Here is a 13,913-nt window from a genome sequence, read left to right on the forward strand (position 1 = left end):
TTACATCCTTTTAGAAAGGTTCAAAGCAATCGTAAGTTCTCTGGCGAATAATTTTTCCGTCTTCAAATTCGATAAATTGGGCAAAGTAGGCTTTTATTTCGCCTCCAATCGGGATTTGTCCCAAAGCGACTGCCAATTTTGCAGTCCAAATGGTTTCCAGAATGACAGTATTTTCAACAACGTAGCTTTTTTGAATGTCGTAGGTCTGACTCGCGAGTAATGTCTTGCCCTTCAAGAAGCCTTCTTTTAGATCGCTCAGATTTCGCTTTGCCCCTTGTGGTATGAGACGGTTTGGATATTCGATTTGCTCGACTGCCTCAGAATAGTAACTTGCCAATTCTTCCACTGATACATCTGCTTCTATGGCTTTCAAATAGTTGATTGCAATTATCAAAATATCATTTGAGCCAGTTGTCATAATTTGCCTTCTCTATTAATCAAAGGTTTAGCCGCGATCGCTACTCTATAGCAATCCTAAATCATTTGTAAAAATTACATTTCTCTTTCTTCTTTCTTCCCTTTGCGTACTTTGCGTACTTTGCGGTTCGTTTCCTTATCCATATTTTTCACAAATCAAATAGGACTGCTATAGTTAAACATTTACCTCACTTGCAACCCCATTTAACAACTCTGCCAGTTCATCAGGACGGCTCAACATCGCTGTATGTCCTGTATTGAGGGTTAAAACCTTCGCTCCAATATTGGCTGCCATCTCATCTTGTCTTGACGGTGGCAGGATACCTTGATCTTTTAGCAACTTAATGTAGGTACAAGAAATGGAAGGCATCTTTTGCCGCGAAACAGGCTCATAGAATAACGCAGGTGGCTCTGGATGCTTACCACCTGCCAGAACTTGTTGCACAGTTGTCTCATCCATATCATTGCAAAGCGTTTTCCGCATATCCTCTTCTATGGCTTTATCCGTGAAAGACATCTTCCATGCAGTTAATCGCAGCCACACGGCAATTCCAAACCGTTCAGATGGACGGAAAATAGAAATCGCTGGTTTTTCCTCTGGTGGAATATTCGCACCCACGAAAACGATGTGTGCCACTCGTTGAGGTAACAATGTTGCAACGGTGGGGGCAAGAACACCTCCAATCGAATGGGCGACCACAATGACTTTTTGAAAGCCAGACGATTCAATTTGAGACTGAATGTATTGTGCAGAGTCAGTGATAGTCAGGCGATTCAGGTTTGTGCCTGGAGCCGCACGACCTACAGCAAGGGCAGGAAAATCAAGCAGTGGCATCATTCGTTCCCAAACCCATGTATCCAATCCGCCACCATGAATGAGTACAAAAGCTAAATCCATCTCTGAGTCCCCCAATACTTGATAGATGTTGTCCATAATTACTTCATCAATTAACTGCCCCTAGTAATCTCACGCTACTTTAATCTCGAACTTTGGTAGATAGGTTTTCGCGATTGTCCCCTCAAATGACAGCCACATAGCGGTACTATTCAGCGGCTGCAAACCAAACTCAAACACCACACGAGTAAAAACCAGTAGTTCGTTGCTATATCGTTGTTAGGTATCGCCACTTGTCTCACGAACTTTGCTATGAGAACCTGGCCAAGTGTCGTGTTGTGGTAGACCGTCGGTGATCTTAAACCAGGGCGACTTCGAGCCAACGAAAAAATGCCCTTCTGGTTCGTTGTTCGGTGCCTGCTCCAAGCCACCCAAGGGAACCCCAATCTTAGTTGGGTCATTCTCATACGTGCTGATTAAATTTGAACCACAAACTGAGCAGAAATGCTTTACAACAAACTCTGACGAGTGATACCGAGACAACAGTTCTTCGCCCTTAGTCCACTTGAACTGCGATGCTTTGATTGTAGCCCGGCTTCGGAATGCTGCACCGTGCCACCGTCGGCATTTTGAGCAGTGGCAATGAAAGATTGGACCAAGTTCGCCTTCAATTTCGTAGGCAATTTTCTCACAAAGGCAGCGACCAGTAAGCAGTTGCATAGACTCCTCTTTTAATACTTAATGGCTTAAATCAGCGGCAGCAGAGAAATGAAACAAAGCAAACCGGATCTCATACCAATTCAAAATTTAAAATTCAAAATTCAAAATTAAGAAAGTAAGACTTAGCATAGGTTTGGGCGTTTGCATCTGTATCATATTTTTTGTGAAATGGTATCACGTGTCCGCTGCATTTGAATCGTTGTGCTGCAAATGTTAGAACGATACACTGACCATCTCCCCAGAAACTGCAAAGTATTCTCGTGTAAATTCAATTGCTGCCTTTTCATCAAAACCTTTGCAAGTGTAGATAACAATCGAGAAAAACTGGGCATTACTCCAAACATAGGCTGAGATACCAGAGTCGATCAATGGAACGAAAGCATCATATCCTGCATTCTCATCTCGACCCATACCCGATGCTGGTGAGAAAATAATCGGTTTACCATAGGTACGAAGGTCAAGATGTGCAGCAACATTGAGAAGATATTTTTCTAAGATTGCTTCGCTCATATCAGTTGTGTAAAAACCTTCGATGAGCAGTCGCTGTCGAAAAATGTTTGGTGCAAGGTTTTTCATTAGTCTCCTTTAGAACAAGTCGTTAGACGATATGTGAAGCTTACAGGAGCATCTGCTTTGCATGGGGTAGAATTCTTCGGTCATAGCGATCGCCTCCTAAGGTATTACATAAGATTTGAGTTTTACCAAAATATCCCGCCGCGTCCAAGGAATAGAACCCCCTTCGTTTAAACCAACAGTGAGTGTAGTTTGGGGCAGACAATCAGGCAAGGATACGACCGTCTTGTAGCTGCATTGTCGTTTGGCGATCGGGTGGTTTAAAGTTTGCCGTTGCCTTTATTACCCTCTACAAGATCGGCTTCTGTTCCAGCATAGATCCTGTCTTTACCGCTACCACCATATATCTCATCATCTTCATGATTGCGATTCCTGCGCTTCAGTAAATTCAGGTTTGAGTTTAATCGTGCGATCGTTTCGATCGTGTCTTTGTTGGTTGTTCACTTACATTTACAACGGTAAGCTGGAACTCAATCAGGGTCAGCCCTGGTAAAGCAAGGAGATCGGCAAGCAGAAAGCGAGGAAAAGCGAGGTAGGCAGCTTTTGATGGTAGAATCGGGATAATTTTGGAAAGTCAGGGTATTATCGAGCAATCGTAACGTTGAATCATCAGGTACTTGGAGAGCGCGAATGGATGAGTCAAGTATTCACGGCGGCTGCCTTTGCGGAACAATCACCTTTGAGGTTGACCCACCCTTTCAGAAAATGGCTCATTGCCACTGCTCACGGTGTCGCAAGAGTACGGGCACAGGTCATGCGACCAATCTAACTATTGATCCGAGTCAGTTTCGATGGCTGTCAGGAGAGGAGGATATTACCCGGTATGACCTTCCCACCGCACAGAGCTTCGGCAAGTGGTTTTGTCGTCATTGCGGCTGTCCGATTCCTCGCCTAACGCGCAATGGCAGATTTATGGTGATTCCAGGTGGCTCATTAGATACAGCACCACCGATTACACCGACGGATCACATCTTCTGGGCATCTAGAGCGTCATGGGGTTGCACGAGCGGAGGACTGCCAACTCATGCCGAGTATCCAGAATCATGGTAAGAGTTGTCTAACAGTAAACCAAAAAGTTTTTGAAAGAACAGCAACTACCAAATATTTTGTAGCTTATAATACTTTTAAATCGCCAAACTCTAACCAGCAGACATAGCAGTAATAATAATTACTTATAATTATCTACTTGATAATTTGTTGACCTTAACCCGACGGAAGATAAATACCGTAAACTACTTGACAGCAGTTCTAATTGCCTAAGTACGATCGCTGGTTTTTAGCTGTCAAAAACATTAAATATGTACGTTCAATCTTTGAGTTTAATAAATTTTACATCCAACTGCGATCGCTCCATAAATTTCTAGTAAATAATATTCTTTTCCTAATCCCATTTCCTATTTCAAGCTACGCTATCAAATCACGTCCACCCGCCTATTTCAGTGTCAGTTAAAGGCTTCTCTAATTTGGTATATTCTGTTTGAGCAGCCCGTAATACGTGTTTCATCTGCACGGGTTCGCCGGCATCGGCAGCGAGAAAAGCTGCATTTAAGGCTATATTACGGATATTACCGCCAGCTACATTTAGCCGCGCCAGTTGCAGGGCATCTAAGTCTGCGGTTGGTGTGTTGGGTGGAAAGACGCGTCGCCAAATCTCGGCTCGTTGTGCTGTGTCGGGGAAGGGGAATTGCACCACAAAACGAATCCGCCGTAGGAAGGCTGTATCAATTGCACTCTTGAGATTGGTAGTGAGAACTGCTAAACCTGGGTAGCTTTCCATACGTTGCAACAAGTAGCTGACTTCGATGTTGGCATAGCGATCGCGTGCATCTTTGACTTCAGAGCGTTTGCCAAACAAGGCATCTGCTTCATCAAACAACAAAATTACTCCACCTTGTTCGGCGGTATCAAACACCCGTCGCAGATTCTTTTCTGTCTCGCCAATATACTTACTAACTACGGATGATAAATCAATACGATACAGATCCAAGCGCAATCTATGTGCCAGCACTTCTGCCCCCAGGGTTTTACCTGTGCCGCTACTACCCGCAAATAAGGCGCTGATTCCCAATCCGCGCCCGCCTTTGCCAGCAAAACCCCAATTGTTATATACAGTACTCCGCTGCCGCACGTGTGCCGCAATTTCACGGAGAATTTGTTTCTGTGGTTCTGGTAATATCAAGTCGTCCCAATCACCAGACGGCTCAATTCGTTGGGCGAGTTCATCCAAGCGCGGACGTGCTTGGACGCGACAAGCATCCCATAAAATTTCACCAATATCGTTTTCTGGTTTTTGTGCTAGTTGCCCTGCGGCTTGTGCACAAGCAGCCCGGATAGTTGCAGCACTCAAATTAAACTGATCTACCAAGGTTTTTACTTGCCCGTTCATTTGTGGTGCAATCCCCGCTAAGGCATCTTGCCAAACTACACCTTGTTCTTTGATTGTTGGTTGATGTACGTCAAAACTAACTACCAAGCGTTGTGATAGGCGCATTCGTTCCCGACTGGTAATGATTAAAAAGCCGTTGATGCGTTCGATGAAATGAGCGATCGCATTCAACCGGGCTGTATCATTGCTATCGAGTTCGTTGCAATCCAGAAGTAAAGCACAGCTACTTAAAATCGTCTCACGAGTCCACAACCGGATGAGATTATCTAACTCGCTTGGTGCTTGGGGAATAACTTGTGCAGGCATTACCCACAAACTCAAACCTTGGAGTTGACAAATTCTAGCAGCGATCGCCCGTTTACTGCTAGTTTCATTACCACATAACTGCACTATTGGCAAGCTATTTATCTTATGAGCTTGCGACCACACGGCTGCAACTCGCTCTGCTAGCTCTTGGTGGGAAGGTACTAAATCGCTGACTTCTTGTAATGGTTCAATGATGCCAGCTAGGCGTTCGTCAAGGTATTGGATGCCTGTGAGATAATGCAAAATTCGCTCGTCAATCCTGAGGGGACTGAGGGTGAGGGCGTGGGCATCACCAACTTGAATTAATCGCCAGTGACGTAAGGGAGCATTTGGGGCGATGGCATCCCAGTGAACATGAGGTAAAGTTGCTAAAGCTAAACTTAAAGTTGGGTAAGCTCGCTGTGCATCGCCGTGTATTTTCGCACATAATTTGCCAAAATCTCCATTCAATTCCATGCCTGCACACAACAACAGCAAATCCCTCTCAAAGGATGAAAGCCTAAACATTTTGCAGACTCTATCCAATGCCGATGGTGCAGGCATAGCAGCAGCAGCTTCTTGGAGTGCTTGCTGTAAATTTTCGTGGTTTTTCGCCTCAGATTGATTTTGCGTCGCAGTGCGATCTTCTAAAATCCCCCGGACTATGGCTAGGGCTGCTGATAGGTAGCGGTAGTTTGCCCGATCCCAATCGATAGTTGTAGAGTTCATGAAATTGTCACCTGTGGCGAATCATATTCTCCAGACTGATTTTTGTGCAATGGACTTTCGGCGCCATCTACCCGCACCCGTACAATATAAGTTCCTGGCTTCACATTTTGAACAGGAATTGTAATTGCATCAGTATCTTCAGTGCGTGATGCAACTAAGAAAGAGTAAGCTACCAAAGTTTGGGCTGACACATCACTGAGCAACAAAACTATACGCTGTGCTTTGCCGACTTTGGGATGGAATTTAACAGTAATTGCTGCTGAGCGTAAATTGTCACCAATCTTTTCCACTTCACCAACGAATGCCGTAATTGTTGGATGGAGCACAAAAGCTGCAACATTTGATTCAACTATCCCATCCGTTTGTCCTGTGTAGCCCATTGGCAAATGTACCACTTGGATACTTTGCACGCTTGGATACAAATCTGCTGGCACTAACAAGCTGATTTGCGTTTCTTTAACATCTTGAGGTACTAGTAATGTCTCCGTGTTACCCAATCGGATTCTGGTGATATCACCGCGTAACCGCTTCCCACGAATCATTAATGTTGTGCCAGCAACAATCATTTGCTGATGTTCAGTTTTTTCCAGAGGTATCACTTGCTCAATATTCGGTTGAGACAAGGGCATCATGTAGAAACCTTCAAGATTATCAGATTTACTACTCTCAATCAATACCATTGATGCTAGGTAGGTAGCTGAAGGCCGATAGTGAGTTTGTAAAGCAGACCATAACTTAGAAGTTTCTTCCATATTAAAAAACTCTGGAGTCAGTTTGATTTGCCCAATTGCTTGTGCTAAATCAGATACAGACACCCCAGCTACAGCTTGGGAAAAAGCAGTGGAAGTATTAGTTGTAGATGCATTTCTCAGAGTATTTTCAATAATCTCCGTTGTAATACATGGCGTTTTATGTAACAAATGCATTGCGTAACCGAGTAAAAGCTCTGTCTGGAAATCCTTGGCTCCGTAGGCTGTTAATAAATAATGGAGATCGAGAGCAAGTGGTGGAGTGCTAGAGGGCAAATTTCCATTCAGCCGTGAGTGCCTGCTACGAAATTCTTGAGATACCCAATCGACATTGCGATTCTGCGTCACTTGATAGAGAAAGAGGTTGAGTTGAGCTCGCTCGTCAGCTTCAACTGAAATTCGATCGGGCGGTAGGGCAGTTACAATTACATCACCAACACTAGCAGCGATCGGATCGCTGACTAAACCGTTTTCCAGCAAAACTTTTAGTACTGCTGTCACTGCGGCTATAGAGAGTACGTTACTCATCCTCGTTCCTCATGGCAATAGCACATTTTAATCATGTACGCCAGGACACATTCACAGAAGATATTTTGCAAAACTTTAAATATCAGGGCTGGGGACTGGGTACTACGAATATACTTCCAGTTCTCAATCGCTAATTCCCGATCCTAATCCCCTATTTTTAGTCCGTAGCTCAGTATTTATCAGGAACCAATTTTAGCGATCGCCAGTCCTAATTTTAAGCATTTTATCAAATTCTTCTCATTATTTTAAGTTCCTAATATGCTAAGCTGAGTGTAACTAGATAAATATAAGTAATATAAATTACTAAGACTTTACATAATAAACATCAAATAAACAAAAAATTTGTAATACTGTAAGAAATGAGGAGCTTAGTTAAGATACTTTGTCCCTAACCTCTGAATTATTACGTAATCGTATAGGATTCCTATTTGATTTTTGAAAAAACCCCGTACTACTGGCACAACCTGATTCCTGATTGTTTACCCCCTACCTAAACTGTAGGAATTCAAAAATCAAAGTGGATTGCTATAGTCCTATCTTTAACTAAACTTAACACCTTAAAATAACTTAGGATGGGTTCCCCCTGATGAAATCCCCACCTTCTTCAAATTCTTGGAATGGTCGCTTCGTAGGTGATAACCAGCGGTATCGTTTAGACCGACGGTTAGGCGGAGGTGGCATGGGAGAAGTCTTCCTGGCAATGGACACCCGTGTAGGTCAGCAGGTAGCGTTGAAGTTGCTCAAAGATACGCTGGTGGCTTCACAAGAAATGAGAAAGCGTTTTGAGCGTGAAGTAGCTGTCTGTGCTGCCCTGCAAAGCGACCACATCGTGAAAATTAGTGATTGTGGAGTCACCCCAGAAGGCTTTCCGTTTTACGTGATGGAATATTTACGGGGACAAACCCTCAGACAATTATTGCTGCGGGAAAAGCGGCTATCAGTGGAGCGCAGTGTAAAAATTATGGCGCAAGTTTGCAAAGGTCTACAACTTGCCCATAAAGGAGTAACTCTGCAACGGGACGGCGGAAAAACCGCTGAGCATATTCAGGTAGTTCATCGCGACCTGAAACCAGATAATATATTTTTGGTACCTACGGATTTGGGAGAGTGGGTAAAGATTTTAGATTTTGGTGTTGCCAAAATCCGTAACGAATCTTCGGAAAACACTAGTATTACAAATATCACCAGTACATTTATTGGTACATTTCGTTACGCGCCTCCGGAACAAATCCAAAGCGATAAAAATTTGGATGCTAGGGGTGATATTTATAGCTTGGGGATTATCCTTTATGAAATGCTGAGTGCAGCCGATCCATTTGGGATTAGTATTAAGGGTAGTCATATCAGCGAAGCTTCCTGGGTATTAGCTCATGCTTATGAGCCACCAAAACCACTGCGCGAGCAACCAGGTTGTGAAAATTTGCCCGAACAATTGGAAGCGGTGGTGATGAAATGCCTCTACAAGAACCCAGTCAACCGATTTGCCAGTGTAGAAGAACTCGATCGCGCTTTGCAAGCTGCTGCCAAATTTGCCACTCCTAGTAATAATATGCCAGGACAGGCTGCTGTCCAGCCGCCACGACCTCTTTACAACCAAGGTTCAGATCGCGAAACTGTATCGAACGACGATACCATTCTTCGCCCTCCAGCTGCCTATAATCAAGGCTCAAATTACGAAACTCTTCCCAGACAATCAGACGACGACACAATTATTCGTCCTCCAGACGCCTATAATCAAGGTTCAAATTACGAAACTCTTCCCAGACAATCGGACGACGACACAATTATTCGCCCTCCAGATGCCTATAATCAAGGCTCAAACCACGAAACCATTCCCAGATTTAACCCGATTGAGCAAAGCCAACCTGAGGAAACTATTCCTCCCCTTCCTACTAGGCAAAATCAAGGTTCAAATCACGAAACTGTTCCTAGACCCTTTAACCCAGTTGAGCAAAACCAACCACAGAGTAACAATCCTCAACAAAATCCTGTGAATAACCCCAATCCCAGCAAACCGGATGCGACCTTATTTCAACCGCGACCCGCATCCAATCAAGGCGGAGTACAAGTACCACCAGATAAAACCTTATTTCAACCGCGACCTACACCCAATCAAGGCGGAGTACAAGTACCACCAGATAAGACATTATATCAACCGCGACCTCTTTCTAATCCCAGTACACCGCCACTACCAACAGATAAAACATTGTATCAACCCCGGCCTGCGTCTAATACTGGCAGACCAGAACCGTCAGTAGATAGAACTTTGTATCAACCGCGACCTGTATCTCCTCAAAACAGGCCACACGCACCAACTGATGACACTATTTACCAACCAAGGCTAAATGACCAGTCAGCTACGGGAAATACTCCTAATTTCTTGCGAATTTTGGGAGTCATCTTAGCAATTGGACTGAGTTTAGCGGTGGTAACCTTTATATATACTCAATGGCAATCTTCTAAAAACTCAACCAACGAGCAAAGTTTCTCTAATAGCGATCGCATTTACAGCTAATATTTTGGCGTTGCTGATTGAAAATATGAATTTGTCTCACGCAAAGTCGCAAAGGCGCAAAGGTACAAAGAAAAGGAAAGGTAATTTTGGCATTTCATATTCTGATTCTGCAACGCCAATATTTTGATTGAATTTTCACAAATCGCGAATGGGTACTAAACCAGCTTGATTTAATAATTGTTGACCTTGGTCGCTCAACATTAAGTTAACATAAGCTACTCCTGCCTGTTCGTCCAAGCTGCCATCTCGCTTAATTACGACAAACAGCCGTCTAACTAACGGGTAAGTGTCCTTGGCAAAATCAATTTTATTGACTTTCTTTCCTATACAAGGAGATACAAAATCTTGATTAGGCTCCCTTGCGATGGAAAGAGGCTTAATTGATTGGTTACAAACTTCTGAAGCCGTAGCGTAACTAATTCCGCCAGGAGTTTTAGCAACTGTTCGTATAGCAGTTGTCGTGTCTTGCACATAAGGTTTCAAAGTTTCAGCAAATGCTTCATTACCAAGAATTGTTTCTTGAATATATTCAGGAGTACCCCCACTTTTGGGGTCGCGGCTCAAAGGACTAATTTCCAGATTTTGGCCACCTACTTGGCTCCAGTTTGTGATTTTGCCAGTGTATATATCCTTAATTTGAGACACTGTTAAACCAGGTATAGACAAATTAGGATTAACGTAAAAAGCAATTCCGTCAATAGCAACAGGTATTTGTTCTAGCCGAAAATTCTTTGTTTTCGCCTCTTGAAATTCTTCTGTTTTTACAGGTCGGGAAGATTGAGAAAAACTTAATTGACCTTCTAAAAGCATTTTTATTCCAGTACCTGAACCAATGCCAGTTGCTAGGAGTGGAGCAGCATAGCTTAACTCAAATCTTGGATGAGCTTGGAAAATTTGCGCCGTTATTGCTGGAGACCTAAGCGGTGCAAAACTTGTAGACCCACCGTATCTAAATCTTCCCTGGGGAATGTTAGGTACATCAGCAAAGGTACGATAAAGAGGAATGGAAGTAGGGGGAGAAATTGTAGGTTTAGGAGAAATTGTTAAGTTACTATGAGAAGTAATTAACACACATGAATTATTCAGTTTTTGATGGTCTGTTGGACAAGTTTTAGGCCAAAGTGCCCACATTAGGTAAGCATCCCCAAGGGCAGCTAAAATGATAAAACTATTTATTACAACACTCTTTGCCCTTAACTTAAGTTTGCGATCGTTATCCATACTGTTACGATTTATAACCTCTCTTGACAAACTGCATTCATCAGAGAATGACCTGTAATTTATACAGGGAAGTGTTTGGGTAACTCCGAGAAATAAAGTAGTGCTACTTGTAGGGTAAGCTTTCTAGCCTTCCCAGTCCACAGGATAGATGAGACCCCATCCTACAATAAATAGACAATAAATATTAAAATATTTTATTAATTGAAAGCTCCTTTGTTAGCGTAAAAGCTAGCATATTATTTGGAACCTTTAGCATCCTATCACATTCCCTAATAGCACTATACTGAATAAATTACTTTTGTTATGTCTCTTATTTTAGATGCAAATAATCAACTAAATATATTAAAAAAGAATGTATCAGTAATTTACAATACTCACTATAAAATATTACAGACCTTTAGTTAAATCCCTAAAATTAGCCTAAATAAACAGCAAATAACAGCTATTTAACTAACTTGTACTTCAGCTATTTTTATAACCACAGTTAGAGAATAGCAAGGATAAATTATCCAATAAATAGCGACGCAGCTGACACATATATAGGACTCATATTTGATTTTTGAAATATACGTAGGGGAGCCAGCCGTGTGGGCGGGTTTCCCGACTTGAACGGACTGGCGTTGCGTTACGCCAAAGGCTAACGCACCAAATCCTTAAGAATGGTGCGTTATGCTTCGCAATAACGCACCCTACAGATACTTAGATTTTTTTAATAATCAAATCGGACTCCTATATTAGGGAATAGCAACAGGAAACAGGCAAAGAAAGCCTGTTGTGTCTGGGTGTTATGGTCAATAGAGTATAAAATCCTTATCTCCAAAAAAGGTATAAAGCACAGTTAAAATATCAGCAAAAACAAACTTTTAAGGCTGTTGTCTCTTCCCTGCTATAAAAACCTACTTTTTTTACTGATTATCAGCTTCGCTATTATTAAGTACAAGATACTTACTATTTTCTTCGCGGATCTTAGCATCTTCTTCGTTGTAAAAGAACGACAGCAAAACAAAGCGCCGTCCGCTGATGACAGGGGTAGCCTCATGCAGCAAGGAACAAGAAAAAATCACAGCTTCTCCAGCATTTGGAGTATAAAGCTGGAGTCCATATTCTGGAAACAGCAAATCACCGCCTTGATAAGCACCGGTATTGAGATTTAATGACATAGCAAACCGTCGGTGAATAGTGCCTTTTGTAGTGTTATCACGATGACGATTAAAAAAGCCTTTATCCGTTGCTTCGTAACAGGATACTAGGTAACGTTCAAAGCGAGTGATGGTAAATTGAAAAGCCTTCTCAATTTCTGGTTTAACCCGTCGCATAATCAGATTATTGATTTGCTTTAATAATTGAGGTTCAGAAATTAAATAGTCTCGACGTTTTTTAAATTCATAGTCATAAACCCCAACTGTTTTGCCGTCGATTTGTCGCATAAATCCAGACTCTTGACCACCATCTGCTTCGTACAAATCAATTAAATGCTGGCAAAAACTTCGATCTAAAACATTCGGTATAAATAAAACAGGTGCTTGTCTGGCTGCGGGAATATTTTCAGCGATCGCAGGTAAGCTTTTGATAAAATTAAATACTTCCTCGCAAGCATTAGTAGTAGCTGAAATTGGCAAAACTTTGATAATTCGTAAATTTTCGTCTAAAATAAAAATTGTTGGTCTGTATTGTAATTCCTTGCTTCCTTGACTTATTGGTTGGCAAACACCGTATTGAAAGCTGACTTTTCCTTCAAAATCCCAAAGAAATTTGAAATAAGTTTTATTTTCGATTAACTCTGCCATAAAAGTGTCATTTGGATCTATGCTGACACCAAAGAATGGCACTTGGTAGGCAGCCAACTGTTGCTGTCTTTTAGAGAATTCATCAATAATCTGGCGACTATAATTGTTTTTAGAACTTCCGAAAAAAAACAAAACGCTACGGTATCCGCCAACCGAATTAAAATGAAAACTTGGATTTGAAGTTGAGGGAATAATGAACCAGGGAATTGGATCGCCAACACTAAGAGTTTGCATAGGATTAAGTAATTTTAGATTTTAGATTTTCGATTGGACTCACGAATCGGTCGTAGGATTTGCAAATTTTGGATTAAATGATTTTCAATGATATTAAGAATTGCCTAATGACTAAAACCCAAAATTAGTAAAAGCAGGCTTTAACTTTCGTAAAAAATTAAGCATTGCTGAAACTACAACATCTGAAGACTCAATTAAAAAGCCATGACCGCCACGGTCGATGACTACAAGTTCAGCGTTGGGAATACCTTGAGCAAGTTGCTGGGAAAACTTGAGCGGAGTGAGAATGTCTTGTTTCCCAACCAAAACTAACGTAGGACAATGAATTTGTTGAAGGCGGTCTATTGTGTCAAAGTCAAGCATGGCTCGGCTGTGATGATACAGTGAATGAGTTGCAGGTGGAAAGGGATATCTGATAGCAAATTCAATTAAACCTTCAATCATTCCAGGAATAGAATAGAAGGCATCTGTAAATATCCAAGGCAATACGATTTTTTCATATAGTTTCAAGTCTACATAATTAAGAAGGTCGCCCCAAGTTTCTATGATGCTGTTGAATAATTCATCGCCTTTTGCCAAAGATGAAAGTAGCATCAAACTTTGTATTTTTTGAGGGTATGCTAATGCTAGTTCTTGGGCAATTTGACCACCCATTGAATGACCTGCTAAATGCACTTTGTCAATGCCGATACAATCCAACAATGCTGCAACATCACCAGCCATCTGTTTAATACTATATTTGCTTTCGGGAGCAGAACTTCGCCCCATACCTCGGTTGTCTATGCGAATAACTTGATATTCTGAAATCAGAGATGGCATAATCAGCGACCAATAAGCATGATCGCAAAGAAAGCCAGCTATTAATACTAAAGGTTCGCCCGTTCCTTTAATATCATAAAATAAATCAATTCCGTTAATTTGAACCTTTGGCATA

Annotated in this window: 12 protein-coding genes; 2 read left to right on the top strand and 10 right to left on the bottom strand. The window is 42.0% G+C overall.

The annotated features are described in order from the left end of the window. Window positions 1-10 precede the first annotated feature (10 nt). From H6H03_RS16800 to H6H03_RS42045, 5 genes are all read right to left on the bottom strand, one after another. Window positions 11-418, bottom strand: a complete 408-nt coding sequence (locus tag H6H03_RS16800; RefSeq protein ID WP_199338969.1) for a nuclear transport factor 2 family protein — start codon at window positions 416-418, stop codon at window positions 11-13. Window positions 419-592: 174 nt separating this feature from the next. Continuing rightward, the gene (locus H6H03_RS16805; protein ID WP_190956223.1) at window positions 593-1,351 is read right to left on the bottom strand and encodes an alpha/beta fold hydrolase; all 759 of its coding nucleotides are present in this window, start codon (window positions 1,349-1,351) and stop codon (window positions 593-595) included. 180 nt (window positions 1,352-1,531) lie between these two features. Then, complete coding sequence (locus tag H6H03_RS42040) at window positions 1,532-1,972, bottom strand: GFA family protein (RefSeq protein ID WP_190956224.1); 441 nt, start codon at window positions 1,970-1,972, stop codon at window positions 1,532-1,534. A gap of 213 nt (window positions 1,973-2,185) precedes the next feature. Further along, on the bottom strand, window positions 2,186-2,548 hold the full coding sequence (locus tag H6H03_RS16815; RefSeq protein WP_190956225.1) for a hypothetical protein: 363 nt from the start codon (window positions 2,546-2,548) through the stop codon (window positions 2,186-2,188). A gap of 257 nt (window positions 2,549-2,805) precedes the next feature. Beyond that, a complete protein-coding gene (locus H6H03_RS42045; protein WP_190956338.1) occupies window positions 2,806-2,967 on the bottom strand; it encodes a hypothetical protein in 162 nt (53 codons plus the stop codon). Window positions 2,968-3,175: 208 nt separating this feature from the next. Here H6H03_RS42045 and H6H03_RS16825 point away from each other — a divergent pair, with 208 nt between their 5' ends. Next, the gene (locus H6H03_RS16825) at window positions 3,176-3,595 is read left to right on the top strand and encodes a GFA family protein (RefSeq protein ID WP_190884670.1); all 420 of its coding nucleotides are present in this window, start codon (window positions 3,176-3,178) and stop codon (window positions 3,593-3,595) included. A 367-nt stretch (window positions 3,596-3,962) separates the two neighbouring features. Here H6H03_RS16825 and H6H03_RS16830 read toward each other — a convergent pair whose 3' ends face one another. Further along, window positions 3,963-5,945 carry an ATP-binding protein gene (locus H6H03_RS16830; RefSeq protein WP_190956226.1) on the bottom strand — a complete coding sequence of 661 codons (1,983 nt, stop codon included), beginning with the start codon at window positions 5,943-5,945 and terminating at the stop codon, window positions 3,963-3,965. Further along, window positions 5,942-7,222, bottom strand: coding sequence for a DUF4255 domain-containing protein (locus tag H6H03_RS16835; RefSeq protein WP_190956227.1), 1,281 nt, complete (start codon window positions 7,220-7,222; stop codon window positions 5,942-5,944). The genes H6H03_RS16830 and H6H03_RS16835 overlap by 4 nt, the downstream gene beginning before the upstream one ends. Window positions 7,223-7,808: 586 nt before the next feature. Here H6H03_RS16835 and H6H03_RS16840 point away from each other — a divergent pair. Beyond that, entirely contained in the window at window positions 7,809-9,737 is a 1,929-nt protein-coding gene (locus H6H03_RS16840; RefSeq protein WP_190956228.1) for a serine/threonine protein kinase, read from the top strand. 135 nt (window positions 9,738-9,872) lie between these two features. Here the strand turns inward: H6H03_RS16840 and H6H03_RS16845 are convergent, their stop codons facing one another. The 3 genes from H6H03_RS16845 to H6H03_RS16855 all read right to left on the bottom strand — a co-directional run bounded on the left by H6H03_RS16845 (window position 9,873) and on the right by H6H03_RS16855 (window position 13,912). Next, entirely contained in the window at window positions 9,873-10,958 is a 1,086-nt protein-coding gene (locus tag H6H03_RS16845) for a phosphate ABC transporter substrate-binding protein (protein WP_190956229.1), read from the bottom strand. Between the two features lie 905 nt (window positions 10,959-11,863). Continuing rightward, window positions 11,864-12,979, bottom strand: a complete 1,116-nt coding sequence (locus H6H03_RS16850) for a redoxin domain-containing protein (RefSeq protein WP_190956230.1) — start codon at window positions 12,977-12,979, stop codon at window positions 11,864-11,866. Window positions 12,980-13,090: 111 nt separating this feature from the next. Next, window positions 13,091-13,912, bottom strand: a complete 822-nt coding sequence (locus tag H6H03_RS16855) for an alpha/beta fold hydrolase (protein WP_190956231.1) — start codon at window positions 13,910-13,912, stop codon at window positions 13,091-13,093. Between the last annotated feature and the right edge of the window lies 1 nt (window position 13,913).

This window comes from Nostoc paludosum FACHB-159 (genome assembly GCF_014698835.1).
GTDB classification, from domain to species: Bacteria; Cyanobacteriota; Cyanobacteriia; order Cyanobacteriales; family Nostocaceae; genus Nostoc; species Nostoc paludosum.

Bases quoted from the DNA above. Each gene is read 5' to 3' on its own strand.
- H6H03_RS16800 (WP_199338969.1), bottom strand. From the start codon at position 418: ATGACAACTGGCTCAAATGATATTTTGATAATTGCAATCAACTATTTG.
- H6H03_RS16805 (WP_190956223.1), bottom strand. From the start codon at position 1,351: ATGGACAACATCTATCAAGTATTGGGGGACTCAGAGATGGATTTAGCT.
- H6H03_RS42040 (WP_190956224.1), bottom strand. From the start codon at position 1,972: ATGCAACTGCTTACTGGTCGCTGCCTTTGTGAGAAAATTGCCTACGAA.
- H6H03_RS16815 (WP_190956225.1), bottom strand. From the start codon at position 2,548: ATGAAAAACCTTGCACCAAACATTTTTCGACAGCGACTGCTCATCGAA.
- H6H03_RS16825 (WP_190884670.1), top strand. From the start codon at position 3,176: ATGGATGAGTCAAGTATTCACGGCGGCTGCCTTTGCGGAACAATCACC.
- H6H03_RS16830 (WP_190956226.1), bottom strand. From the start codon at position 5,945: ATGAACTCTACAACTATCGATTGGGATCGGGCAAACTACCGCTACCTA.
- H6H03_RS16835 (WP_190956227.1), bottom strand. From the start codon at position 7,222: ATGAGTAACGTACTCTCTATAGCCGCAGTGACAGCAGTACTAAAAGTT.
- H6H03_RS16840 (WP_190956228.1), top strand. From the start codon at position 7,809: ATGAAATCCCCACCTTCTTCAAATTCTTGGAATGGTCGCTTCGTAGGT.
- H6H03_RS16845 (WP_190956229.1), bottom strand. From the start codon at position 10,958: ATGGATAACGATCGCAAACTTAAGTTAAGGGCAAAGAGTGTTGTAATA.
- H6H03_RS16850 (WP_190956230.1), bottom strand. From the start codon at position 12,979: ATGCAAACTCTTAGTGTTGGCGATCCAATTCCCTGGTTCATTATTCCC.
- H6H03_RS16855 (WP_190956231.1), bottom strand. From the start codon at position 13,912: ATGCCAAAGGTTCAAATTAACGGAATTGATTTATTTTATGATATTAAA.